This is a genomic window from Pseudomonas sp. SLBN-26 (genome assembly GCF_006715895.1).
Taxonomy (GTDB): domain Bacteria; phylum Pseudomonadota; class Gammaproteobacteria; order Pseudomonadales; family Pseudomonadaceae; genus Metapseudomonas; species Metapseudomonas otitidis.
Genome location: NZ_VFOB01000001.1, coordinates 331,865 through 354,450 on the forward strand (window position 1 = coordinate 331,865; position 22,586 = coordinate 354,450).

The window sequence follows — 22,586 nt, forward strand, 5'->3', positions numbered from 1 at the left end:
TGTGCTGCCGTCTGTGCGGCGGGGTAGCGGTGCCCGAGCGTCTGACAACTCTTCACAGAGCGCCTAGGGGTGTTGGTCTTGTGCGTAAAGCATATGAATTCGCCTTAATTTGTGCGACATATCTCACATTGTTTTACTGACATTTCCTGACGCTACTTCGCCTTTCCTTGACCCAAGGCAGTGTTTGGGCGAGGTCCCGCCAGCATGGTGCCTGGCCCTGCGGGGAGGGGTGCCCGCCTGCGCGCCCGAAAAAGCCAGGGACAAGGCAGGGCTCGCTGTTTGAAATCCGCTCCGCCCCGGACCACCCTTCATCCGCTGCCCAGAGAAGACCGAATGGACCACCCGATGAAAGAACCCCCTCCCCATGTCGAGGAGCCCCCTGGTGCGCCTCCCAAGCGCATTCGCACCGGCGGGCGCAGTGCCCGTGTGCTGGAGCATGTCGTGGCCGCCGCGCGGGACGAGCTGCGTGAGCACGGCGCCATCGCTTTTTCCATTCCCCGCGTAGCCAAGCGCGCCGGCGTTCACGTGGCCTCGGTGTACCGGCGCTGGCCGGACGTGAACGAACTGATCGCCTTCACCGCCAATCGCTACGTGGACCAGTTGGTGCCGGTGCCCGACAGCGGCTCGCTGATGGGGGACGTGAGCCTGCTGTTGCAGGGCACCCGCGCCTTCCTCTGCGATCCCCTCGGAGCCACCCTGGTGGGCCAGGCCTTCAGCCTGAGCGGGGAAGGCGCCAACCGCGCGTTGATCCGGCTGTACTGGAGCAAGCGCGCCGCCGCCCACCGGGCCGTCTTCGAACGTGCCGTGGCGCGGGGCGAACTGCATGGGGAGGTCGACCCGGAAGTGGTGGTGGAGATGCTGGTGGGGCCGCTCTACATCCGCCACTTCCTCAGCCAGGGCGCCATCAGCGACGACTACCTGCGGACCCTGGCCGAGCGGGTGCTCGCGCCTCTGCTGGTGCCGCGCGGCTGAGCGGGGGGCGGCGAGGCGGGGGAGCGCCTCGCCATGCTGCATGGCGCGGGGTTGAGCCTTAGCCCTCCCGCCCTTCCTCCTGGCGCAGGCCCTGGCTGAGGCCATCGCAACTGGTGGACCAGTCCGCCAGCCAGTCGGGCAGGGTGGGGGACTCAGCGGAAACGCCCAGCTCCTGCACGAACTCACCGGGGGCGACCGGCCCCTTGGGGCTGCGGAACAGGCCGCGCATGATCACCACGCCCAGCACCCGGCCGTCCTTGACGAAGCGGTGCTCCATGAAGGTCCACTTCTCGTCCCAGCCCAGCAGGCGGGTGTGGACCTCGAAGGCTTCGAACAGCCGCAGCTCGCGGCGGAACTTGCCCCAGATGTCGCCCACCACCGGCAGCGCACGGTGGCGCAGGGCGACCCGGAAGGCGCCGCTGCGCAGCACGAAGTCCATGCGCCCGACGTCGGCGAGAGTGAAGTAGCGGCCGTTGTTGACGTGACGGTTGAAGTCCAGGTCCAGCGGCCAGACCCGCATGCGGATGACGGTGGTGTCGAGGCCGTGGACGGCTTTGCGCCAGGGGCGGCGGAGGAGCATCAGGAGCAGGCGGAACCAGAGATTCATGGCAGGTCGGACCGATTGGGGAAGACCCGCGCAATCTAGAGCCATGCCCCCTGTTCGGACAGGTGCGCAAATGACATATTCCATGCGAAATCTGCAAGAGCGCCGCCATGCACGTCACCCTGCTCGTCACCGACTACTGTTCTGCCGCCAGCACCTTCCTCGCCCTGGAGGTGCTGCGCGCTGCCAACCTGCTGGCTGAAGGCGAGCCGCCGTTCGAGGTGGTGAGCGTGTCCCTGGATGGCGGGGAGGTGACCACCCTCGGCGGGCATCGGGTCGCGGTGCAGGCGGCGCTGGGCAGCATCGAGCGGACCGACCTGGTGCTGGTGCCGGGCTTCATCTTCACCCTGCGCGAGGCCTTGCCCGGTTTCGACCGCTACGTGCCCTGGCTGCAGGCCCGCCATGCCGAAGGCGCGACGGTGGCCTCGATGTGCACGGCGGCCTTCCTGCTGGCGGAGGCGGGGTTGCTGGAAGGGCGGCGGGCCACCACCCACTGGGCCTTCGCCGGCCTGTTCCGGCGGCGCTACCCCGAGGTGTTGCTGGACGAGACGCTGATCCTCTGCGAGGACAGCAACGTGATGACCAGTGGTGGCGCCAGCGCGGCAATGGACCTGTTGCTGCACGTGGTCCGGCGCTTCGCCTCCCTGGAGCTGGCGCAGACCTGCGGCCGCTACCTGCTGATCGACAGCGTGCGCACCGGGCAGTCGGCCTACGTCATGTGGTCGACGCCGAAGGGGCATGGGGACGCCAAGGTGCTGCAGGTGCAGAACTGGCTGGAGGCGCACTACACCGAGCCGGTGTTGATCGATGAACTGGCGCAGCGCTTCGGTTTCGGCACGCGCAACTTCAAGCGGCGCTTCAAGGAGGCCACCGGCTACTCGCCGCTGGCGTACCTGCAGACCCTGCGCCTGGAGCAGGCCAAGCACCTGCTGGAGACCACCCGCCTGAGCCTGGAGCGCATCACCTTCCAGGTGGGGTACGAGGACAGCAATTCATTCCGCCGGCTGTTCCAGCAGCGCATCGGCATGCCGCCGGCGGCCTACCGCAAGACCTTCCAGGTACGCGGCGTGCCGGCCTGACGAGCTCAGCCCTCGGTGCTGCGGATGAAGGCCGGCTCGTAGTCGCGACGGGCGCTGGAGACGCGCGGATTGGGGTTCATCAGCGCCTGGCGGACCTTCTCGTAGTCTTCATAGGGCAACCCGGCGCGGTTGAGCATCTCCAGGGAGAACTGCTTGATCTCGGCGTCGGTGTAGGGGCGCGGTTCCGGCTGGCTGGCACAACCGCTGAGGACGAGGGCCGCAAGGGCCAGCGCCAGGATGTGAGTGGGTTTCATGATGCCCCCAGGGCAGTGGTGACGGGATGCTGAGCAGGCTACCAATGCCCCCGGGAGGCGAAAAATCACCGTTGTAGATAATGAGTATTGCCTGGATCGCAAGGATATCCGGGGTTGCGAACCCGCCCCGAGGCCGTTAGCCTGCGCACCCCTGAAATTCATCGGATGATTGGATGTCTGCCATGTCCGCACCGGCCCTCAAGCGCTCCCTGGTGGATATTGCCCTGGAGCAGATCCGCCAGCGCATCGACGACGGCACCTGGCTGCTCGGCCAGCGCCTGCCGCCCGAACCCGAGCTGGCGGAGATCATCGGCATCAGCCGCAACACCGTGCGCGAAGCGGTGCGGGTGCTGACCTTCTCCGGCGTGCTGGAAGTGCGCCAGGGCGACGGCACCTACGTGCGCGCCTGCGCCGACCCGCTGTCCACCATGCAGGCCCTGGCCCGCAGCTCGGTGGAGCAGGCCCTGGAGGCACGGGGCATGATCGAGATCGAGGCCTCGCGCCTGGCGGCCCTGCGCCGCACCGAGGCAGACCTCATCGCCCTGCGCGAAGCCCTCGCGGCCTCCGCCGCACGCTCCAGCTACGAAGACCTGCAGGACTACATCGACCACGACCTGGTGTTCCACCAGCGGGTGGTGGACAGCGCCCACAACCCGGTGCTGAGCGAGTTGTACCGCTACTTCTCCCAGGTCATCCGCGTGGGCCTGGAGCGCACCATTTCCGATCCCGACCGCGCGCAGCCGTGCTTCGACCTGCACCGCGAGTTGCTGGACGCCATCGAACGACAAGACGCGGACGCCGCCGCTGCGGCCAACCGTGCGTTGCTGATCTGACGTTTGCCCTTTCCTGGAGTTGCCTTGCCATGCCTGCCCACGATTCCCCCTCCCACACACCGCCGGCCTGCCCGCCGGAGGAACTGCTGATCGACGCCGAGGCCGACGACGAGCCCGCGCCCCCTGCCATCGCCGGAGGCGCCGCCCTGCTGCTGGTGGGGCTGGTGCTGGTGGCCCTGAACCTGCGCCCGGCGCTGTCCAGCCTGGCGCCGATGCTCAACATGGTGCGCGAGGCCACCGGGCTCTCCGCCTCCGGAGCCGGTCTGCTGACCACTCTGCCGGTGCTCTGCCTCGGCCTGTTCGCGCCGCTGGCGCCGATCCTGGCGCGGCGCCTGGGCAGCGAGCGTACGGTGCTGCTGATCCTCCTCGTATTGGCCGGCGGCATCGTCCTGCGCAGCCTGTTCCCGCTTGCCGGGCTGTTCCTCGGCAGCGTCATGGCCGGCGCCAGCATCGGCATCATCGGCGTGCTGCTGCCGGGTATCGTAAAGCGCGATTTCCCCCACATCGCCGGGCTCATGACCGGCGTCTACACCATGGCCCTGTGCCTGGGTGCGGCGTTGGCCGCTGGGGCCACCGTGCCCCTCGCCGGTGTGCTGGATGGCGCCTGGCAACCGGCCCTGGCCTTCTGGGCGCTGCCGGCGATCCTCGCGGCGCTGGTGTGGCTGCCCCAGGCGCGGCAGTCCGCCCATGCCGGCCGTCAGGCCTACCGGGTGAGCGGCCTCTGGCGTGACCCGCTGGCCTGGCAGGTGACCCTGTACATGGGGTTGCAGTCCTCCCTGGCCTACATCGTGTTCGGCTGGCTGCCGTCGATCCTGATCGACCGCGGGCTGTCCGCCGTGGAGGCCGGGCTGGTGATGTCCGGTTCGGTGATGACCCAGCTGGTCAGCGCCCTCGGCGCCCCCTGGCTGGCCACCCGCGCGCGGGACCAGCGCCTGGCCGTGGTGCTGGTGATGGGCATGACCCTGGCGGGACTGATGGGAATGCTCTATGCGCCCCTGGGCGGCATCTGGGGCTGGGCGGTGGTGCTCGGCCTGGGGCAGGGCGGCACCTTCAGCATCGCGTTGGCGCTGATCGTCCTGCGCTCGCGGGACGCCCACGTGGCCGCCAACCTTTCCGGCATGGCCCAGGGCGTGGGCTACACCCTGGCCGCCATGGGCCCGCTGGCGGTGGGTGTGGTGCACGACCTGACCCACGGCTGGAGCGCGGTGGGCTTCATCTTCGTCGGCGTCAGCCTGGCAGCCACCGCCTTCGGCCTGGGGGCCGGGCGCAACCTGCTGGTGAATGCCCGCAGCGAACACCTCTGACACCCGTCTCCACGACAACGCCGGCCCCAGGGCCGGCGTTGTCGTTTCCGGGTACGTGGGGACCGTCAACAGCCCGTGCTTCAGCCCGGGATTGTGTGCCGCCTGCTCTCGGACCGAAGTCCGGGCTACGTGGGGTCGGCTAAGTCCGTAGCCTGGGCTTCAGCCCAGGGTTGTGTGCTGCCTATTCCCGGACTGAAGTCCGGGCTACGTGGGGGTGCAGGTCGTAGCCTGGGCTTCAGCCCAGGGTTGCGTGCTGCCTGTTCCCGGACTGAAGTCCGGGCTACGTGGGGTTGGCTCAGTCCGTAGCCTGGGCTTCAGCCCAGGGTTGTGTGCTGCCTGTCCCCGGACTGAGGTCCGGGCTACGTGGAGGGCGCGTCAGCGGCGGCGCAGCAGGCCGACGAAGAACAGCCCGCCGATGGCGGCGGTGGCGATGCCGATGGGCAGATCCTGGGGGGCGGCGAGGGTGCGGGCGCCGACGTCCACCCAGACCAGGAACAGCGCACCGAGCAGGGCGCTGGTAGGCAGCAGGCGGCGGTGCTCTGCGCCCACCAGGCGGCGCGCCAGGTGCGGCAGCATCAGCCCCACGAAGCCAATGGCGCCGCTCAGGGCCACCAGCACGCCGGTCAGCAGCGAGGCGCAGAGAAACACCCAGAGGCGCACCCGGCGGGGCTCGAAGCCGAGGCTGGCGGCGGTGTCTTCGCCGCTCATCAGGGCGTTCAGGCCGCGCGCCTGGGCCATCAGCAGCGCCAGCCCGAGGGCCAGGCTGACGGCTGGCAGGGCCAGCAGCTCCCAGCGGGCGAGGCCGAGCCCGCCGAGCATCCAGAACAGCACCGAGCTGGCGGCATGCGGGTCACCGAGGAACAGCAGCAGGTTGACCAGCGCCATGCACAGGAAGGACACCGCCACGCCCGCCAGCAACAGGCGGTCGCTCTCCAGGCGGCCGTGGCGGCTGGCGATGGCGAGCACCAGGGCGGTGCTCGCCAGGGCGCCGACGAAGGCTGCCAGGGGCAGGCTCAGGTGGCCGGCGAACTCGCCCAGGTAGAGCACCACCAGCACCGCGCCGAGGGCCGCGCCGGAACTGACGCCCAGCAGGTGCGGGTCGGCCAGGGGGTTGCGGGTGGTGGCCTGCAGGGCGCTGCCCACCAGGGCGAGGCCGGCGCCCACCAGGGCGCCGAGCAACACCCGTGGGGCGCGGATCAGCCAGACGATGCTGGCCTGGCCGTCGCTCCAGTCGCCCCGCTGCAGCAGCCCCAGGCGTTCGCCGACGATGGCCCAGACCTGCTCCTGGGGCAGCCGCGCCGGGCCGAAGCCGAGGGCGGCCACCAGCGACAGCGCCAGCAGCGCGGCCAGCCCCACCAGCAGCAGGCGGAAGGCGCCGGTCGAGCGCAACGGCCTCACCGGGCGACCCCGGCGAACACCTGCGGGTGCAACCCGGCAGCGAGGGCTTCGATGGCGGCGGCGTTCTCCACCGAGGGCGTGGCGTCCAGGTAGGGCAGCACCAGGAAGCGCCGCTCGCGGATGGCGGTGACCCCGGCCAGGGCCGGCTGGGCGAGCAGGAAGTCGCGCTTCTGCTGCCAGCTGCGCTCGCCGTAGTCGACGATGACGATCACCTGCGGGTCGCGCTCCACCACGGTTTCCCAGTTGACCTGGGTCCAGCTGGCGGCCAGGTCGCTGAGCAGGTTGTGCCCACCTGCGGCTTCGATCAGGGCCTGGGGCATGCCGAGGCGACCGCTGCTGAAGGGGCGGTCTTCGCCGCTGTCGTAGAGGAACACCCGGGGCCGCTCGGTGACGCCGGCCAGGCGTTCGCCCACCGCCGCCACGCGGGCCTTGAGGCCGGTCACCAGGGCCTGGGCGCGGGGCTCGACGTCGAAGATGCGGCCGAGGTTCTCCAGGTCGCGGTAGAGATCATCGAGGCTGGCCGCCTCGCGGGGCATGACGTGGGCGCAGGACTCGCTCAGTTCGTACACCGGGATGCCCAGCGGTGCGAGGGTGGCGGGGGTGACGTCGCCACCCACGTGCATGCCGTAGTTCCAGCCGGCGAAGAAGAAGTCGGTGTCGGCGGCCAGCAGGGTTTCCACCGAGGGGTACTTGCGGGCCAGTTCCGGCAGGCCGGCGAGGGCCTCGCGCAGGCTCGGGTCCAGGGTCTTCCAGCCGCTGACGCCGCTGTAGCCGGCCATGCGCTCGCGCAGGCCGAGGGCGATCAGCATGCCGGTGAGGTTCACGTCCTGGCTGACGGCGTGGGTGGGGGCGTGCTCGAACACCACCTGGCGGTTGCAGCTGGTGATGGTCACCGGGTACTGGGTGGCCTGGGCGCTGCCGGCGAGCAGCAGGGCGGTGAGGGCGAGGGAGCGGCTTTTCATGGGGGGGTGATCCAGGTGATGCGCGGGTGGCCGCCGATGGGGTGGCGGTCCACCAGCGCGGGGGTGCCGAACACCTCCAGCAGGCGTTGCGGCGTGAGTACGGTTTCGGGGGTGCCGCTGGCCACCAGGCGGCCGCCATCGAGCACCAGCAGGCGGTCGCAGAAGGCGGCGGCGAGGTTGAGGTCGTGGAAGCTGGCCAGGGTGCTCAGCCGCAGGCGGCGCAGCAGGGCCAGCAGTTCCAGCTGGTAGCGCGGGTCGAGGTGGTTGGTGGGTTCGTCGAGCAGCAGCAGGCCGGGGTCTTGCACCAGGGCGCGGGCCAGCAGGGCGCGTTGTTTTTCGCCGCCGGAGAGCCGGGCGAACGGGGTGTCGCGGTGGGCCTCCAGGGCCACCTGGCGCAGCGCTTCGCCGACCCGGGCGCGGTCGGCGGCGGTGTCGCCGTCGAACGGCCCCTGGTGGGGCGAGCGGCCCATGGCGGCGACCTCGGCGACGCTGAGACCGAAGTCGCTGGGGAACTCCTGCAGCACCACGGCGACCCGCTGTGCGCACCAGCGCGGCGGCTGGCGCCAGATGTCCTCGTCGTCCACCCGCACCGTGCCGCCGTGGGGGCGGGCGGCGCGGTAGATGCAGCGCAGCAGGCTGCTCTTGCCGCTGCCGTTGGGGCCGATGAGGCCGACGAACTCGCCTTCCGCCACGTCCAGCCCGATGCCGTCCAGGGACCAGCCGGCGAGGGCGCCGTCAGGGGCCCAGCGCAGGTCATGGAGGTTCAGGCGGGACATGGCGTAACCCTCAGAAGCTGTAGTCGGCGGTGACGAAGAACGAGCGCGGCTGGCCCAGCAGCCACTGCTGGCCGCCGTTCTGCTGGGTGACGGCGTAGCGGCGGTCCAGCAGGTTGTTCAGCTCCAGCCCCAGGCGCGTGTCGGGCAGCACCTGCCAGCCGAGGTTGGCGTCGAGCACGGTGTAGCCGGGCACTTTGACGGTGTTGGCGGCGTCGGCGTAACGGGCGTCGACGTAGCGCGCGCCGAGGCCGGCGTCCAGGTCATGGCTGAGCGCCTTGCTGACCCAGAGGTTGGCGGTGCGCCGTGGCACGTCGGTGGGGCGGTTGCCGGACCGGGAGACGAGCTGGCCGCCGACGGATTCGTTGAAGTCGTCGTATTCGGCGCGCAGCAGCGAGGCGTTGGCCGAGACGTGCCAGCCCTGCTCCAGGGCCAGTTCCAGGGTCGCTTCCAGGCCGTTGGAGGATTGCTGGCCGATCTGCTGGGTGGGGCGGGTCACCGATTCACGGGAGAGCAGCTTCTTCTTGACGATGTGGTAGGCGGCCAGGGTCCATTCGCCGCGCCCGTCCCAGAACTGCTGCTTGAGGCCGAACTCGGTCTGCTTCGACTCGGTCAGGTCCATCTGCTGCTGAGTGGGGCTGAGGGTGATGAGGTTGCTGACGCCGTCCTCGCTGGTGGAGTACTGGCCGTAGAAGGACAGCTGCGGGGTGGCGGCGAACACCAGGCCGGCGCGCCAGTTGCCGCCCTGGATGCTGCGGTCGCTGCGGCTGTTGGCGCGCAGGTCGGTGCGGTCGATGTGGTTCTGGTCGCGGCGCAGGCCGGTGACCACGGACCAGCGCTCGCTCAGTTGGGTGCGGTTCTCGGCGAACAGGGCGGCGGTGCGGGTTTCGCTGCGCGAGTGCGGGCGGTAGGCCGAGGCGCTCTGGTAGTAGCCGGGGGCTGGGTTCCACGGGTCGACGTAGTCGCCGCCGATGTCGGTGTAGGGCGCGTTGTTCAGCAGATCGAAGCGGATGCGGTTGAACTCGCCGCCCACCAGGGTGCGGCTGTCGAGGCCGAACAACGAATGGTCGAAGGTGAAGGTCTGGCGGTCGCCGATCTGCTCCTGCTCATGCTTGATGCGCAGCTGCTCGGCGCGCTCCAGCTGGCCACGGCCGGCGTCCCAGGTGTAGGCCTCGGCGTTGCGCCAGTAGCGGCGGCTCTTGATGTGGTAGAGCTGGTTGCTGGCGCTGAAGCCTTCGCTGGGCGTCCAGTCGGTGACGAGCCGGGTCCACTGGTCGTTGTAGTGCAGCTCGGCGTTGTGCAGGTTGTAGTTCTTGTCTTTCAGGCTGTCCCGCAGATGGCCGTCGATCAGCGGGGTGCCGAAATAGTTCATCGGCTGCAGGTCGCCCTGGTCGTGGGCCAGGGTGAAGGCCAGGGCGTCGCTGGCCTGCCAGCGCAGGGCGGCGCTGAGGCCGAGGTTCTTCGAGTCGCCCCGGTCGATCCAGCCGTGGCTGGTCTCGCGGTTGAGGTTGAGGCGGTAGCTGAGGGTGTCGGTGAGCGAGCCGCCGCTGTCCAGGGCCATCTGCTGGCGGTCGTCGGAGCCATAGCCCAGGCGCAGGCGGTTGCGGATCTCGCCGTCGAAGGGCTTCTTCGGCACCACGTTGATCACCGCGCCCGTGGCGCCTTCGCCGTAGAGCACCGAGGCCGGGCCACGGATCACGTCGATGCGCTCGACCATCCACGGATCGGTGGGGAAGGTGGTGGTGCCCATGCCGGTGTAGAAGCGCGTGCCGTCGTACAGCTGCATCACCGAGGCGTGGCCGGTGAAGCCCCGGGCCGAGAGGGCGGTGCCGCCGTTGCCGGGGGTGCCGATGTGGGTGATGCCGGGGCTGCGGGTCACGGCGTCCTGCACGGTGGCGTTGTTGCGAGCGCGTACTTCGTCACCGCTGATGGCGCTGGTGCTGGCCGGGGTTTCCAGGGCGGACAGGCCCAGGCGCGAGCCGGCGGGCACGGGCGTGTCGAGGCGGATGGCGGTGTCGTCCGCCTGGTCGGTGACGGCGGTGGCCGGTAGCGCCAGGGTGCCGTCTTCGGCGTGCAGGGAGAAGGAGATGGACAGCGCGAGCAGGCCGAGTGCGGCGCTCGCCGGAGCGTTGGAGCTGAAGGTACGGGACATGTCGTTCCTATCACGTCAGGAATGAATGGAGCCCGGAGGGAATGCAAAGGCGCGCGCGGGCGCGTGCACCCGTGCGAGAAACCGGCCCGTGCCCGCCCACCGCGGGTTTGCCTATCGATGCTCCAGGCCGGTCTCCGGGCTTGCGAGGATCACGCCGCATTCGCCTTCCCATGCCGTGGGCACAGTGGCGTATCGAATGCAGCGCTCGCTTACCGTTGCGGGGGCAGCGCCGGACTGGTCCTGATGGACGCACCGGCTTCCCGTTTCACCTCACGCGCGGCGGCGTGAGGCACCTGGAACGGCGCGCATCTGACCACTGGCACGGGGTGGCGTCAACCGTTGTCGGGAATCATTCGCCCTGTCGGCCGGCCATGGTCGTTCCCGTCGCAGCCGGTAGAATGCCCGCCGCCGTTCACTGCCCGGAGGCCCCATGAGCCTGGAACCCCACGATCTCGATGCCATCAGCGCCATCACCCTGGATGACTACCAGCGCAATGCCGAGGGCTTCCGCGAGGGCACCCGCGACCACGACGTGAGCCAGAACATCGAGGCGCTGCTGCGCCACCTGGGGCCGGGCGGGCCGTTCGACATCCTCGACTTCGGTTGCGGCCCGGGGCGCGACCTGCAGACCTTCCGCCGCCTTGGCCACCGCCCGGTGGGGCTGGACGGTACGGCGCGCTTCGTCGAGATGGCCCGCGCCGATGCCGGTTGCGAGGTGTGGCAGCAGAACTTCCTGGCGCTGGAGCTGCCCGCCGAGCGCTTCGATGGGGTGTTCGCCAATGCCAGCCTGTTCCATGTGCCGCTGCAGGAGTTGCCGCGTGTACTCGGCCAGTTGCACGCCACCTTGCGGCCGGGTGGCGTGTTGTTCAGCTCCAATCCACGGGGGCAGAACGAGGAGGGCTGGAACGGCCAGCGCTACGGCGCCTGGCACGACTACGCGCGCTGGCGTGAGTTGCTGGAGGCGGCCGGCTTTCAGGCGTTGGAACACTATTACCGGCCGGCGGGGCTGCCTCGCGAGCAGCAGCCCTGGCTGGCGAGCGTGTGGCGGAAGCCGGCCTGAGCAACGGCCATTGCCGGGGGGCTGTCGAGAGATGCCTGGGCAGGGCACCGTCTGAAAAGCTATGCCCAAAAGCGTGTTGCTGATTATCGAGTTCTATTGATGTCACCTGTTTCGCCTTGCCGGGCGAGTTTCTTTTTTCAATCGCCAAAAAAGAAACCAAAGAGGCTCGCCCCTACATCCGGGTCCCGCTGCGCGGGACTTCCCTCGCTCCATCGTTGCTCCAGGGGCCGGCGCGATGGGCCATCCATGGCCTGGCGCGCCTCTCGCGGCATCCATGCCGCTCGCTCCCCTGCACAACGACTGCGCTCGGCCTCCTGAAGGGGCAGATTCCCCGCCTCACCCTCTGAGCCAGGGCCGATTTCGTCGTGCGCTCTAGAGGGAGCGCCAGGTGGTGGCAGGTGCTGGAGCGTGGCAGCGGAAGAGTCGGGCATAGCCGAAAAAAGCCCCCATGGCGGGGGCTGAAAAACGCACGGTGGTCAGGTGTCAGGCCAGGGCGGGGAGGGCACCCATCTTGCCGTGGCAGTAGAGCAGGGGGGCGGCCTCTTCCTGGGGCAGGACCAGGTTCTTCACGGCGCCCACCATGATGGCGTGGTCGCCGCCTTCGTACTCCCGCCACAGTTCGCACTCGATGATCGCGCTGGCGCCGGCCAGCAGCGGGTTGCCCCGTTCGCTCAGGGTCCATTCGATGCCTTGCGCCTTGTCCTTGCCTTTGCGGGCGAAGGCATAGGCTTCCTTCTGCTGGGCGTCGGACAGGACGTGGATGGCGAAGCGCTTGTTGCGGATCAGCACCGGGTAGGAGTCGGAGCTGTAGTTGGGGCAGAACAGCACCAGGGCCGGGTCCATGGACAGCGAGCTGAAGGCGCTGGCGGTGAGGCCGACCACCTGTCCGTCGTCATCCAGGGTGGTGATCACGGTGACCCCGGACGGGAAGGAGGCCATGGCTTTCTTGTAGAGGGCGGCATCGATCATCGGTGGAACCTCGGTGGTGTACGGCAGGCTGAGTCAATTAGGTCTGATGGTATACCGTAATACGCAATTTGCAAGCGCTTTCATGGGCGCTCCGTCGGCCTTCTACTTTCGTCGGAAAGCCTCGAAGACCGGGGCTTTGGCTCTGGCGGCGGGACCTGGGGTTGCGTCAGGATGGCGGATCAGATGCGTCGTAGAAAAGCGGCTCAGGCTTGTCAAAAGTTTGGAATACCATAATATGGTGTTCATCTGAGGGGCGACGCAGAGCGCCTCCGGTTTGGCTTCAAACAACGATAAGAACAGACAAACTCGAGTTCATTTCCATGTCCCAGATGTCACGGCAAGACCCCCTGATCGAAAACCACACGGTGGACTACGTCCCCCTTGCGGAGCGCCACGGGAAGGCGCGCGATCTGTTCACCCTGTGGTTCAGCACCAACATCGCGCCACTGCCCATCGTCACCGGCGCCATGGTGGTCCAGGTGTTCCACCTCAACCTGTTCTGGGGGATGCTCGCGGTCGTCCTCGGGCACCTGATCGGTGGCGTGGTGATCGCCCTGGCCTCGGCCCAGGGGCCGCAGCTGGGGATTCCGCAGATGGTGCAGAGCCGCGGCCAGTTCGGGCGCTACGGGGCCCTGCTGATCGTGTTCTTCGCCGCGCTGATCTACGTCGGCTTCTTCATTTCCAACATCGTCCTGGCGGGCAAGTCCATCGTCGGTATCGCGCCGTCGGTCCCGGTGCCGGCCAGCATCCTGATCGGTGCGCTCAGCGCCACCGCCATCGGGGTGATCGGCTACCGCTTCATCCACACCCTCAACCGCATCGGCACCTGGGTGATGGGCTCGGCGTTGCTGGCCGGCTTCGCCTACATCTTTGCCCATGACCTGCCGGCGGATTTCTTCACCCGTGGCGGCTTCAACCTCGCCGGCTGGATCGCGACCCTGTCGCTGGGGATCATCTGGCAGATCAGCTTCTCGCCCTACACCTCGGACTATTCCCGCTACCTGCCGGTGGAAGTGGGCATCGCCCGGCCGTTCCTGGCCACCTACCTGGGGGCTACCCTGGGCACCATCCTGTCGTTCGCCTTCGGCCTGGTGGCGGCACTGGCCACTCCGGAGGGTACCGAGGCGATGGCGGCGGTGAAGCAGGCCACCGGCTGGCTGGGGCCGATCCTGATGGTGCTGTTCCTGCTCAACATCATCAGCCACAACGCCCTCAATCTTTATGGCGCGGTGCTGTCCATCGTCACCTCGATCCAGACCTTCGCCGGTCGCTGGACGCCGAGCATCCCGGTGCGCGTGGCGCTGTCGGCGGTGATCCTCGCCGGCTGCTGCGTGGTGGCGCTGGGGGCCTCGGCCGACTTCATCTCGCGGTTCATCGGCCTGGTGCTGGCGCTGCTGCTGGTGCTGGTGCCCTGGGCGTCGATCAACCTGATCGACTTCTACCTGATCAAGCGCGGCCGCTACGACATCGCCTCGATCTTCAGCCCGGACGGTGGCATCTACGGGCGCTTCAACCCGCACGCGATCATTGCCTACTTCATCGGCATCATCGTGCAGCTGCCCTTCGCCAACACCTCGCTCTACGCCGGCCCCTACGCCAACCTGGTGGAGGGCGCCGACCTCTCCTGGCTGGTGGGTCTGGTGGTGACCTGCCCGCTGTACTACTGCCTGGCCACCCGCAGCCGCAGCGCGGCCTCGAACCTGGCTGGCACCGCGCTGGCCGACTGAGCCCGGCGAACCTCGACACGCCGGTGCCAGGCCCTGCCTGGTGCCGGCGTTGTCGTACCGGGCGGGCCGTTTTGACCGCGTCTCGCCGCCCGGCATAGAGTGGCGAGCCGCCCTCCGACTCCCGCCCAGGCCACGGAACCATGATCGACCTGCCCCTGCTGCTCGCCTTCGTCGCGGCCGCCACCCTGCTGACCCTCACCCCCGGCGTGGACACCGCCATCGTGTTGCGTGCCGCCACTGCCCAGGGCCGGCGCCCGGCGGTGATGGCGTCCCTGGGAATCGGCCTGGGTTGCCTGCTCTGGGGCGCGGCGGTGTCCCTGGGGCTGGGGGCGCTGCTGCAGGCCTCGGAGCTGGCCTACACAGCGGTCAAGCTGGCCGGGGCGGCCTACCTGCTGTGGCTGGGAGCCGGGCTGCTGCTGCGCCCGCGCCAGGCCCTGGACGAGGACACGGATGCAGGCTCGGGCGGCCAAGGGGCAGCGTTCTGGCGGGGCTTCCTGACCAACCTGCTCAACCCCAAGGTCGGGGTGTTCTACGTCACCTTCCTGCCGCAGTTCGTGCCGGCGGGCGCCAGCGTGGCGGGCTATTCCTTCTTCCTCGCCGGGCTGCACGTGGTGCTGACGCTGATCTGGTTCGCCGTACTCATCGCTGCCACGGTGCCGCTGGGGCGTTTCCTGCGCCGAGCGGCGGTGATCCGCGCGCTGGACCGGCTCACCGGGGGCGTGCTGATCGCCTTCGGTGTGCGCCTGGCTGGCTCGTCGGCGCATTGAGCGCGGCTGCAATTTCGTCCAAGCCAGGACAGGGGGCGGCGCGCTAGAGTGGCGCGCATGGAACGCACCAGCCATATCGTCGGCGGCTTGCCCGGCATCCGCCTGATCGACGCCGAATACCACCGCTTCGCCTTCCCCCGGCATTTCCACCTGGAGTACCACGTGGGCCTGCTGCTGGAGGGGCGGCAGCGCTTCGTCTACCAGGGCGAGCGCCAGCTGGCGGGGCAGGGCGATGTGCTGCTGATGGCGCCGGAGCAGATCCACGACGGCGCCAGCCTGGACGCGGAGGGCTACCGCATTCGCGTGCTGGCCTTCGAGCCGCACTGGTTGGAGCAGGCCAGCCGCGCCTTGAGCGACGACCGCCGTGGCACGCCCCGGCTGCTCGGCGCGACCCTGCGCCACCCGGCGTTGCAGGCGCGCCTGCTGGCTGCCCATGACAGCCTGCTCGGGGATTCGCGGCTGGCCCAGGAGCAAGCGCTGTGGCAGGCCATGGCCTGCCTGCTGCAACTGGGCTCGAGCCTGCGCGTGGAGGACCCGGCCGGTGGCTTCGATGGGGCTACCTGGCGGCGCCTGCGGGAGTGGCTGGAGTCCCGGCTGGATGCGCCGCCCTCCCTGGAGGAACTGGCAGCCTTCTGCGGGCTGAGCCCCTGGCAGGTGCTGCGGCGCTTCCAGCGTCATTGCGGATTGCCGCCGCTGCAGTGGCTGACCCAGTTGCGTCTGGCCCGCGCCCTGCCGCTGGTGCTGGCGGGGGAGCCGCTGTCGGACGTGGCGCTGCGCCTGGGCTTCTATGACCAGGCGCATTTCTCCCGCCTGTTCCGCCGCACCTTCGGCGCGCCGCCGGCCCGCCTGCGCGGGCGTGGCTGAAACCACCTTGCCCCTGGCCATAGCGCCGTCATCACCGTGCGTGAGAGTCATTGCCGGGTGGGGTGGCCTGCCGGAAAATCCCCGGCAGTTCCGCCACGAGCCGCCGCCATGACCCAGACCCTTTTCTTCGCCCATGCCAACGGCTTTCCGTCCGCCACCTACGCCAAGCTGTTCGACGCGCTGGCGCCGGACTACCGCGTGCTGCACCTGGAGCAGCACGGGCACGATCCGCGCTTCCCGGTGAACGACAACTGGGAAAACCTGGTGGACGAACTCATCCACCACCTGGAGGCCCAGGCCGAGCCGGTCTGGGGCGTCGGCCATTCCCTCGGCGGGGTGCTGCACTACCACGCGGCCCTGCGCCGGCCGGAGCTGTACCGCGGGGTGGCGATGCTCGATTCGCCGGTGCTGACCCTGGCCGACAAGATGGTCATCCGCGCCGCCAAGCGCTTCGGCTTCATCGACCGCATCACCCCGGCCGGGCGCACCCTCGGGCGTCGCGAGGAATTCGCCGACCCGGAGGAGGCGCGCCGCTACTTCGCCGGCAAGACGCTGTTCCGCCACTTCGACCCGGACTGCCTGGACGCCTACGTGCGCCACGGCTTCACCGAGACCGCCGGCGGGCTGCGGCTGAAGTTCGACCCGGAGACCGAGATCCGCATCTACCGCAGCGTGCCCCACAGCAGCCCCGGCCGACCGCAGCAATTGCAGGTGCCGCTGGCGGTGGTGCGCGGGCGCCACAGCCGGGTGGTGATGCCGCACCACGCGCGCCTGGTGCGCCGGGTGCCGAAGGGTGAGTACCTGTCGCTGCCGGGCGGCCACATGTTCCCGCTGGAGCGCCCGCACGACACGGCGACGCTGCTCCGTACCCTGTTCAAGCGCTGGGACGGCCAGGCCGCCCGCCAGGAGTCCGCATGAGCGCGCACGTCGAAGAAATCCGCCTGAGCCTGCCCCATGTGGAACTGGCCGCGCACCTGTTCGGCCCCGAGGATGGCCAGCCGGTGCTGGCCCTGCACGGCTGGCTGGACAACGCCATGACCTATGCGCGCCTGGCACCGAAGCTCAAGGGCCTGCGCATCGTCGCCCTGGACCTGGCCGGGCACGGGCATTCCGGGCACTACTCGGCCGGCTCCAGCTACCAGGTGTGGGAGTACGCCGAGGACGTGCTGCATGTGGCCGAGCAACTGGGCTGGGCGCGTTTCTCGCTGATGGGCCACTCCCTCGGGGCCATCGTGTCCATGCTGGTGGCGGCATCGCTGCCGGAGCGGGTGGAGCGCCTGGCGCTGATCGATGGCCTGATCCCCTACACCGGCGAAGCCGATGGAGCGCCGGCCCGCCTGGGTGAGGCGTTGCGGGCACGGCTGGCCCTGCAGGGCAAGCGCAAGCCGGTCTACGCCGACATCGACCGTGCCGTGCAGGCCCGCATGAAGGGCGTGGTGGCGGTGAGCCGCGAGGCTGCCGAGCTGCTGGCCGAACGCGGCCTGATGCCGGTACCGGGCGGCTACACCTGGCGCACCGACATGCGCCTGACCCTGCCATCGCCCATGCGCCTGACCTTCGCCCATGCCCAGCAGTTCCTCCGCGCCGTGCAGTGCCCCACCTGTCTGGTGCTGGCCGAGGGCGGGCAGATGGCCGCCGAGCCGCGCATCGCGCAGTTGCTGCAAGGGCTACCCTTCGAGGTGCACCATCGGCCGGGCGGCCATCACCTGCACCTCAACGACGAGGCCGGTGCCCAGGCCGTAGCAGACTGTTTCAATCCCTTCTTCGCCGCGCCTTGACTTGAATGGGGCAAGCGGGAAGGCTGGGCCCCATTTTCAAGGAGAGACCGGATGATCGACCTCTACACTGCTGCCACCCCCAACGGCCACAAGGTCTCCATCGCCCTGGAGGAACTGGGGCTGCCGTACCGGGTGACTGCGCTGTCCTTCGAGCGCAAGGAGCAGAAGGCGCCGGACTTCCTGGCGATCAACCCCAACGGCCGCATCCCGGCCATCGTCGACCGCGATAACGGTGACTTCCCGGTCTTCGAGTCCGGCGCCATCCTCGTCTACCTGGCGGAGAAGACCGGCCAGCTGATGCCTGCCGACCCCAAGGGCCGTTCCCTGGTGATGCAGTGGCTGATGTTCCAGATGGGCGGCGTCGGCCCCATGCAGGGGCAGGCCAATGCCTTCTTCCGCTACTTCCCCGAAGTCATCCAGCCGGCCATCGACCGCTACCAGCACGAGACCCGCCGCCTCTACGAGGTGCTCGACTCGCGCCTGGCGCTGGTGGAGTACCTGGCCGGCGACTACAGCATCGCCGACATCGCCACCTTCCCCTGGGTGCGCCTGCACGATTGGGCCGGCGTGTCGGTGGAGGGGCTCGCGCACCTGCAACGCTGGCTGGCCGCCATCGAGGCGCGCCCGGCGGTGCAGCGTGGCCTGGCGGTGCCGCCGCGCCAGGCCTCGGCTGAGAACGTGGTGAAATCCGCCCAGTCGATGCTGATGCGCTGAGGTCGCCCATGCGTTTTCTTCCCTTGTGCCTGGGCCTGGCCCTGGCGGCCCCGCTGCAGGCCGCCGACCTGCCCGAGAGCCATGACCTCACGGCGTTGCCGCGCTTCCCCCATGCCGAGATCGTCGACTTCAAGGAAGCGCCCGATCAGGAGCGCTTCTACCCCCAGGGGCCGATCCGCCGCATCAGCAACCAGCTGCGCATGGAACAGCGGGTGGATGCCCAGGGCCGGCAGACCTCGGTGACCTATCAGTTGCCCAGCGGGCACAGCTCGGCCGAGGCCTTCGACCGCGCCCGCGTCGACCTGATGGAGAAAGGCGCCATCCCGCTCTACTGGTGCCAGGGCCGCGACTGCGGTTCCAGCAGCCTGTGGGCCAACACCGTGTTCGGCAACGCCCGGCTCTACGGGCCGGACGACCAGCAGGCCTACCTGCTGGTGCGCCTTGTCGAGCCCAGCCAGGACAGCCTGCTGGCCGTGTACGCCATCACCCGTGGCAATCGCCGCGCCTACCTGCATGCCGAGCAACTGGATGCCGCCGCCCCCCTGGGCGAGCTGCTGCCCACGCCGGCGACCCTGCTGCGCGAGCTGAAGAGCAGCGGCGAGCTGCACCTGCCGACGCTGCCGGCCGTGCCCAGCGAGGCCTGGGCCACGTTGCTGGCCCGTGGATTGAACCTGGACAGCACCCTGCGGGTCAGTCTCGGCGGGGCCGGTGCCGAAGCCTGGCGCGAGGCGCTGGTGGGGCAGGGCGTGCGTGCGGCTCGCCTGGAGCTGGGCACGTCCCGCGAGGCCGGCCTGCACCTGGAGTGGCTGCGCTGAGCTTCACCGTCCATGCTTTTCTTCGTTCGTGGCGCCGGCTCGGCGCCACGCGCGCGTCAATCGGAGTGACTTCATGCTGAACAACGACCGCCTGCTGGTGCAGATCCTCCTGCTCACCTTGCTGGCTGCGTGCATCTGGGTGCTGGCGCCGTTCTGGTCGGCGCTGTTCTGGGCCGCCGTGCTGGCCTTCGCCAGCTGGCCGCTGATGCGCCTGCTGACCCGTCTGCTGAACGGCCGCACCGCCACGGCCGCCGCCATCCTCAGTGCCGGCTGGATGGTGCTGGTGGCGGTGCCGCTGGTGTGGCTGGGCTTCAACCTCGCGGACCACGTGCGCGATGCCACCGAGTTCGTCAAGAACGTACAGGTCGAGGGCCTGCCCCAGCCGCCGGAGTGGCTGGGGCAACTGCCCATGGTGGGTGACCGCCTGGTGGCCCTGTGGGCGCGGGTGGACGAGCAGGGCGCGGCCTTCTTCAGCAGCCTCAAGCCCTACATGGGAGAGGCCGGGAACTGGCTGCTGGCGCGCAGCGCGCAGATCGGCCGCGGCATGCTGGAACTGGCCCTGAGCCTGGTGCTGGTGTTCTTCTTCTACCGCGACGGCCCGCGCATGGCGCTGTTCGCCGAGCAGGCTCTGGGGCGCCTGATCGGTGATCGCGGGCCGCACTACCTGGAGCTGGTGGCGGGCACGGTACAGCGCGTGGTCAACGGCGTGATCGGCACGGCCGCCGCCCAGGGCCTGCTGGCGCTGATCGGCTTCTGGATCGCCGGCGTGCCCGGGGCCATCGTGCTGGGCCTGGTGACCTTCGCCCTCAGCCTCATTCCCATGGGGCCGCCGCTGGTCTGGGTGCCGGCCGCCGCCTGGCTGTTCTGGCACGGCGAGTACGGTTATGGCGTGTTCCTGGCGATCTGGGGCTTCTTCGTTATCAGCGGCGTGGACAACGTGCTCAAGCCCTACCTGATCAGCCGGGGCGGCAATCTGCCGCTGGTGGTGGTGCTGCTGGGGGTGTTCGGCGGCATCCTGGCCTTCGGCTTCATGGGCCTGTTCCTCGGTCCGACCCTGCTGGCCGTGGCCTACAGCCTCATCTCCGACTGGATCGGCGCGCCCCAGACCCACACGGAGCAGGACCCCGAGAGCTGAGCACCACCTCACAGAAACGCGGGGGAACTGCCAGAAAAGCGGCGCGAGCTGATAGCCTTGTGCCGCTTTTTTCCGCCCCGCCGGTCCATGGCACCGCTTGCGGATGCAGGGAAGCAGCCCCACTACAAGGATCATCCGCGAGTCGACCATGAAGAAATCCGCAGGAATCGTTATCGGCGCGGCCGTTGCCGTCGCCGTCGTCAGCACCGCCGGCGCCTGGTACACCGGCAAGCAACTGCCTGGCGTGCTGGACACCTCCATCAAGGAAGCCAATGCCCAGCTGCAGCAGGCCGCGCCGTCCCTGGGCGTGAGCGCCCGTGCCGAGCTGGTCTCCCTGGAGCAGGGCCTGTTCAGCAGCACCGCCCATTACCGCCTGGTCATCGGCGAGTCCGAGCTGCTGTTCGTCGACCACATCGACCACGGCCCCTTCCCGCTGAACCGCCTCAAGCGCTTCGAACTGGCGCCGGTGATGGCCGCCAGCACCTATGAGCTGGCCCCGAGCCCGCTGGTGCAGGGCTGGTTCGACGCCGCCAAGGGCGCCTCGCCGCTGGTCGGCACGGCCGCCATCGGCTACGACCGTGCCGTTTCCGGCAGCCTCGAACTCAAGCCGCTGGAAACCCAGCTCGACGAGAAGAGCCACCTGGCCTTCTCCGGCCTGCGCCTGGACCTGCGCAGCAGCGCCGGTGGCGAGCGTGTGGCCGCAGTGGGCAGCATGGACAGCCTGCGCTTCGACTCCACCTCCGAAACCGGCCAGCCGGTGCAGGTGGAAATGAAGGGCCTGAGCCTGGACAGCGACCAGTCCCGCACCGAGTCCGGCCTGTACGTCGGCAAGGGTGATCTGGTGCTGAAGACCACCCGCATCCTCATCGACGGCGAACCGACGGTGACCCTGGATGACCTGTCCCAACGCCAGGACACCCGCGCCAACGGCAGCAACATCGAAGGCAGCCTGACCTTCGCCGCCGGCGTTCGCTACAAGGACAAGCCGGTGGGCAACACCGAGATGGTGTGGAGCGTGAAGAACATCGACGCCGCCGCGCTCAAGTCCCTGTCCGAGCTGTACGCCAGCGTGGTGGAAAAGGCCGGTGCCGGCGCCGAGCCCAACCTGGACGCCCTCGACGAAGCCCAGCAGAAGCAGGCCCAGGCCGACCTGGTGCGCATGCTCGACGCCAAGCCGGCCATCGCCCTGGACAAGTTCAGCTTCAAGACCGCCAACGGCGAGAGCCGCCTGAGCCTGGGCGTGCAACTGGCCAAGCCCAGCTCCTTCGAGCAAGCGCCTGACCAGGTGGCCCGCGAGATCGTCACGGGCCTGGACATGGAGCTGAGCCTGTCCAAGCCGATGATCAGCGACATCGTCAGCCTGAAAGCCGCCCTGGACGGCGAGGAAGACCAGGAGCTGATCGCCCAGCAGGCCTCCATGACCACCGAGATGGCCAGCGGCATGCTGCTGTCCACCAACCTGGTGGCGCTGGAAGGCGAGACCATCCGCTCCCGCCTGCACTACGCCGACGGCCAGGTGGACTTCAACGGCAAGAAGATGACCGTGGAAGAGTTCGCCGGCATGGCCATGGCCATGGCAGGCGGCCTGGGCGGTGCCCTGGGTGCCCAGCCCGAGATGGGCGGCATGGAGGGCATGGAAGGTATGGAGGGTATGGAGGGTATGGAAGGCATGGGTGAAGGCGAGGCCGAAGAGGCCGCTCCGCAGGAGTAACCCACGCTGCAGTGCCAGAAGGCCGGCTCCCGAAAGGGGCCGGCCTTTTTTGTCGCCGGCTCAGGCCGCCGTGGACAGCTGGCTGCCCACGCGGGTGGTGTAGGCGGTGGTGCTGCTCTCGTACTGCTTGAGCAGGGAGGCCACCAGCTTGGCGTAGACATCCTGGTCGCTGCTGCTGGTGCTACTGCCACCGCTGCTGTTGGACTGGCCGAACAGCGCGCTGAGCTCATCCTGGCTGACGCTGCCATTGCCGTCGGTATCCAGCTCGCCGAACAGGTCTTCCGGCTTGCCGCCACCGGCGCCCATCGGGCCTCCACCACCGCCCGGCGGGGGAGGTGGCGGGGCGAGGGCGGCGGTCTCGTCCTGGCTGATGGAGCCGTCGCCGTTGGCATCCAGCTGGCTGAACAGGTCATCGATGTCGATGGTGAGGCTGCTGTCGTTTTCCTTGGCGCTGTCCAGCGCCGTGCTCAGCTCGTCCTTGGCGACGCTGCCGTCGCCGTTGCTGTCCAGCAGGCTGAAGAGCTTTTCCTGCACCTTGTTGCCCTGGCTCGGGGCGCAACTGCCGGCGTTGCCGCTGGCGGTGCTCCGCGCGCTGAGCGTCGAGCCATAGCTGCCGTAGCTGCTGTAGCCCGAGTAACCACTGACGCCACTGATCATGGGATCACTCCTGTGAGAGGGATGGCACGACCGGAAGAGGGTCCTCCGGTTCTCCCAG

General features: G+C 69.1%; 22 protein-coding genes and 1 riboswitch. Of the genes, 14 read left to right on the top strand and 8 right to left on the bottom strand.

What is annotated here, in order from left to right; all coding sequences use genetic code 11:
- Positions 1-345 precede the first annotated feature (345 nt).
- Positions 346-972, top strand: a complete 627-nt coding sequence (locus tag FBY21_RS01615) for a TetR/AcrR family transcriptional regulator (protein ID WP_160158548.1) — start codon at positions 346-348, stop codon at positions 970-972.
- A 58-nt stretch (positions 973-1,030) separates the two neighbouring features.
- Here FBY21_RS01615 and FBY21_RS01620 read toward each other — a convergent pair whose 3' ends face one another.
- On the bottom strand, positions 1,031-1,579 hold the full coding sequence (locus FBY21_RS01620; protein WP_044400321.1) for a thioesterase family protein: 549 nt from the start codon (positions 1,577-1,579) through the stop codon (positions 1,031-1,033).
- Between the two features lie 107 nt (positions 1,580-1,686).
- Between FBY21_RS01620 and FBY21_RS01625 the strand changes: the two genes are divergently transcribed.
- Positions 1,687-2,655, top strand: coding sequence for a GlxA family transcriptional regulator (locus tag FBY21_RS01625; RefSeq protein WP_044400324.1), 969 nt, complete (start codon positions 1,687-1,689; stop codon positions 2,653-2,655).
- A 5-nt stretch (positions 2,656-2,660) separates the two neighbouring features.
- Here the strand turns inward: FBY21_RS01625 and FBY21_RS01630 are convergent, their stop codons facing one another.
- Positions 2,661-2,909, bottom strand: a complete 249-nt coding sequence (locus FBY21_RS01630) for a hypothetical protein (protein WP_074967686.1) — start codon at positions 2,907-2,909, stop codon at positions 2,661-2,663.
- Between the two features lie 182 nt (positions 2,910-3,091).
- Between FBY21_RS01630 and FBY21_RS01635 the strand changes: the two genes are divergently transcribed.
- Positions 3,092-3,742 (top strand): FadR/GntR family transcriptional regulator, encoded by a 651-nt coding sequence (locus FBY21_RS01635; RefSeq protein WP_069565353.1) that lies wholly within the window; start codon positions 3,092-3,094, stop codon positions 3,740-3,742.
- A gap of 29 nt (positions 3,743-3,771) precedes the next feature.
- Complete coding sequence (locus tag FBY21_RS01640; RefSeq protein ID WP_107331160.1) at positions 3,772-5,046, top strand: CynX/NimT family MFS transporter; 1,275 nt, start codon at positions 3,772-3,774, stop codon at positions 5,044-5,046.
- A gap of 375 nt (positions 5,047-5,421) precedes the next feature.
- Here FBY21_RS01640 and FBY21_RS01645 read toward each other — a convergent pair whose 3' ends face one another.
- The 4 genes from FBY21_RS01645 to FBY21_RS01660 are packed head-to-tail and all read right to left on the bottom strand — an operon-like array spanning position 5,422 to position 10,331.
- Positions 5,422-6,435, bottom strand: a complete 1,014-nt coding sequence (locus FBY21_RS01645; RefSeq protein ID WP_301307846.1) for a FecCD family ABC transporter permease — start codon at positions 6,433-6,435, stop codon at positions 5,422-5,424.
- A 5-nt stretch (positions 6,436-6,440) separates the two neighbouring features.
- On the bottom strand, positions 6,441-7,406 hold the full coding sequence (locus tag FBY21_RS01650) for an ABC transporter substrate-binding protein (protein WP_142008151.1): 966 nt from the start codon (positions 7,404-7,406) through the stop codon (positions 6,441-6,443).
- Positions 7,403-8,182 carry an ABC transporter ATP-binding protein gene (locus FBY21_RS01655; protein ID WP_142008153.1) on the bottom strand — a complete coding sequence of 260 codons (780 nt, stop codon included), beginning with the start codon at positions 8,180-8,182 and terminating at the stop codon, positions 7,403-7,405. Before FBY21_RS01655 ends, FBY21_RS01650 begins: the two co-directional genes overlap by 4 nt.
- A gap of 10 nt (positions 8,183-8,192) precedes the next feature.
- A complete protein-coding gene (locus FBY21_RS01660; RefSeq protein ID WP_142008155.1) occupies positions 8,193-10,331 on the bottom strand; it encodes a TonB-dependent receptor in 2,139 nt (712 codons plus the stop codon).
- 107 nt (positions 10,332-10,438) lie between these two features.
- Positions 10,439-10,643, bottom strand: a riboswitch (cobalamin riboswitch).
- A 118-nt stretch (positions 10,644-10,761) separates the two neighbouring features.
- On the opposite strand from FBY21_RS01660, the gene FBY21_RS01665 reads away from it, so the two are divergent.
- A complete protein-coding gene (locus FBY21_RS01665; protein WP_142008158.1) occupies positions 10,762-11,391 on the top strand; it encodes a class I SAM-dependent methyltransferase in 630 nt (209 codons plus the stop codon).
- Positions 11,392-11,874: 483 nt separating this feature from the next.
- On the opposite strand, the gene FBY21_RS01675 is transcribed toward FBY21_RS01665, so the two are convergent.
- Complete coding sequence (locus tag FBY21_RS01675) at positions 11,875-12,360, bottom strand: flavin reductase family protein (RefSeq protein WP_142008163.1); 486 nt, start codon at positions 12,358-12,360, stop codon at positions 11,875-11,877.
- 320 nt (positions 12,361-12,680) lie between these two features.
- Here FBY21_RS01675 and FBY21_RS01680 point away from each other — a divergent pair, with 320 nt between their 5' ends.
- The 9 genes from FBY21_RS01680 to FBY21_RS01720 all read left to right on the top strand — a co-directional run bounded on the left by FBY21_RS01680 (position 12,681) and on the right by FBY21_RS01720 (position 21,871).
- Positions 12,681-14,087: a purine-cytosine permease family protein gene (locus FBY21_RS01680; protein WP_142008166.1), complete on the top strand. Its 1,407-nt coding sequence runs from the start codon at positions 12,681-12,683 to the stop codon at positions 14,085-14,087.
- Between the two features lie 140 nt (positions 14,088-14,227).
- Positions 14,228-14,854, top strand: coding sequence for a LysE family translocator (locus FBY21_RS01685; RefSeq protein WP_142008168.1), 627 nt, complete (start codon positions 14,228-14,230; stop codon positions 14,852-14,854).
- 57 nt (positions 14,855-14,911) lie between these two features.
- Entirely contained in the window at positions 14,912-15,718 is an 807-nt protein-coding gene (locus FBY21_RS01690) for an AraC family transcriptional regulator (RefSeq protein ID WP_142008171.1), read from the top strand.
- A gap of 108 nt (positions 15,719-15,826) precedes the next feature.
- Entirely contained in the window at positions 15,827-16,636 is an 810-nt protein-coding gene (locus FBY21_RS01695; protein ID WP_044400362.1) for an alpha/beta fold hydrolase, read from the top strand.
- A complete protein-coding gene (locus FBY21_RS01700; protein WP_142008173.1) occupies positions 16,633-17,496 on the top strand; it encodes an alpha/beta fold hydrolase in 864 nt (287 codons plus the stop codon). Before FBY21_RS01695 ends, FBY21_RS01700 begins: the two co-directional genes overlap by 4 nt.
- 51 nt (positions 17,497-17,547) lie before the next feature.
- Positions 17,548-18,210, top strand: coding sequence for a glutathione S-transferase family protein (locus FBY21_RS01705; RefSeq protein WP_142008176.1), 663 nt, complete (start codon positions 17,548-17,550; stop codon positions 18,208-18,210).
- Between the two features lie 8 nt (positions 18,211-18,218).
- Positions 18,219-19,025, top strand: a complete 807-nt coding sequence (locus FBY21_RS01710; protein ID WP_044400369.1) for a DUF4892 domain-containing protein — start codon at positions 18,219-18,221, stop codon at positions 19,023-19,025.
- Between the two features lie 73 nt (positions 19,026-19,098).
- Positions 19,099-20,160 (top strand): AI-2E family transporter, encoded by a 1,062-nt coding sequence (locus FBY21_RS01715; protein WP_142008179.1) that lies wholly within the window; start codon positions 19,099-19,101, stop codon positions 20,158-20,160.
- 148 nt (positions 20,161-20,308) lie between these two features.
- Positions 20,309-21,871, top strand: a complete 1,563-nt coding sequence (locus tag FBY21_RS01720; RefSeq protein ID WP_160158549.1) for a YdgA family protein — start codon at positions 20,309-20,311, stop codon at positions 21,869-21,871.
- Between the two features lie 60 nt (positions 21,872-21,931).
- Here FBY21_RS01720 and xopAW read toward each other — a convergent pair whose 3' ends face one another.
- Entirely contained in the window at positions 21,932-22,528 is a 597-nt protein-coding gene (gene xopAW, locus FBY21_RS01725; protein WP_142008184.1) for an EF-hand domain-containing protein, read from the bottom strand.
- Positions 22,529-22,586: the final 58 nt, after the last annotated feature.

Excerpts from the sequence above, each read along its gene's own strand:
- FBY21_RS01615 (WP_160158548.1), top strand. The coding sequence starts at position 346 with ATGAAAGAACCCCCTCCCCATGTCGAGGAGCCCCCTGGTGCGCCTCCC.
- FBY21_RS01620 (WP_044400321.1), bottom strand. The coding sequence starts at position 1,579 with ATGAATCTCTGGTTCCGCCTGCTCCTGATGCTCCTCCGCCGCCCCTGG.
- FBY21_RS01625 (WP_044400324.1), top strand. The coding sequence starts at position 1,687 with ATGCACGTCACCCTGCTCGTCACCGACTACTGTTCTGCCGCCAGCACC.
- FBY21_RS01630 (WP_074967686.1), bottom strand. The coding sequence starts at position 2,909 with ATGAAACCCACTCACATCCTGGCGCTGGCCCTTGCGGCCCTCGTCCTC.
- FBY21_RS01635 (WP_069565353.1), top strand. The coding sequence starts at position 3,092 with ATGTCCGCACCGGCCCTCAAGCGCTCCCTGGTGGATATTGCCCTGGAG.
- FBY21_RS01640 (WP_107331160.1), top strand. The coding sequence starts at position 3,772 with ATGCCTGCCCACGATTCCCCCTCCCACACACCGCCGGCCTGCCCGCCG.
- FBY21_RS01650 (WP_142008151.1), bottom strand. The coding sequence starts at position 7,406 with ATGAAAAGCCGCTCCCTCGCCCTCACCGCCCTGCTGCTCGCCGGCAGC.
- FBY21_RS01655 (WP_142008153.1), bottom strand. The coding sequence starts at position 8,182 with ATGTCCCGCCTGAACCTCCATGACCTGCGCTGGGCCCCTGACGGCGCC.
- FBY21_RS01660 (WP_142008155.1), bottom strand. The coding sequence starts at position 10,331 with ATGTCCCGTACCTTCAGCTCCAACGCTCCGGCGAGCGCCGCACTCGGC.
- FBY21_RS01665 (WP_142008158.1), top strand. The coding sequence starts at position 10,762 with ATGAGCCTGGAACCCCACGATCTCGATGCCATCAGCGCCATCACCCTG.
- FBY21_RS01675 (WP_142008163.1), bottom strand. The coding sequence starts at position 12,360 with ATGATCGATGCCGCCCTCTACAAGAAAGCCATGGCCTCCTTCCCGTCC.
- FBY21_RS01680 (WP_142008166.1), top strand. The coding sequence starts at position 12,681 with ATGTCCCAGATGTCACGGCAAGACCCCCTGATCGAAAACCACACGGTG.
- FBY21_RS01685 (WP_142008168.1), top strand. The coding sequence starts at position 14,228 with ATGATCGACCTGCCCCTGCTGCTCGCCTTCGTCGCGGCCGCCACCCTG.
- FBY21_RS01690 (WP_142008171.1), top strand. The coding sequence starts at position 14,912 with ATGGAACGCACCAGCCATATCGTCGGCGGCTTGCCCGGCATCCGCCTG.
- FBY21_RS01695 (WP_044400362.1), top strand. The coding sequence starts at position 15,827 with ATGACCCAGACCCTTTTCTTCGCCCATGCCAACGGCTTTCCGTCCGCC.
- FBY21_RS01700 (WP_142008173.1), top strand. The coding sequence starts at position 16,633 with ATGAGCGCGCACGTCGAAGAAATCCGCCTGAGCCTGCCCCATGTGGAA.
- FBY21_RS01705 (WP_142008176.1), top strand. The coding sequence starts at position 17,548 with ATGATCGACCTCTACACTGCTGCCACCCCCAACGGCCACAAGGTCTCC.
- FBY21_RS01710 (WP_044400369.1), top strand. The coding sequence starts at position 18,219 with ATGCGTTTTCTTCCCTTGTGCCTGGGCCTGGCCCTGGCGGCCCCGCTG.
- FBY21_RS01715 (WP_142008179.1), top strand. The coding sequence starts at position 19,099 with ATGCTGAACAACGACCGCCTGCTGGTGCAGATCCTCCTGCTCACCTTG.
- FBY21_RS01720 (WP_160158549.1), top strand. The coding sequence starts at position 20,309 with ATGAAGAAATCCGCAGGAATCGTTATCGGCGCGGCCGTTGCCGTCGCC.
- xopAW (WP_142008184.1), bottom strand. The coding sequence starts at position 22,528 with ATGATCAGTGGCGTCAGTGGTTACTCGGGCTACAGCAGCTACGGCAGC.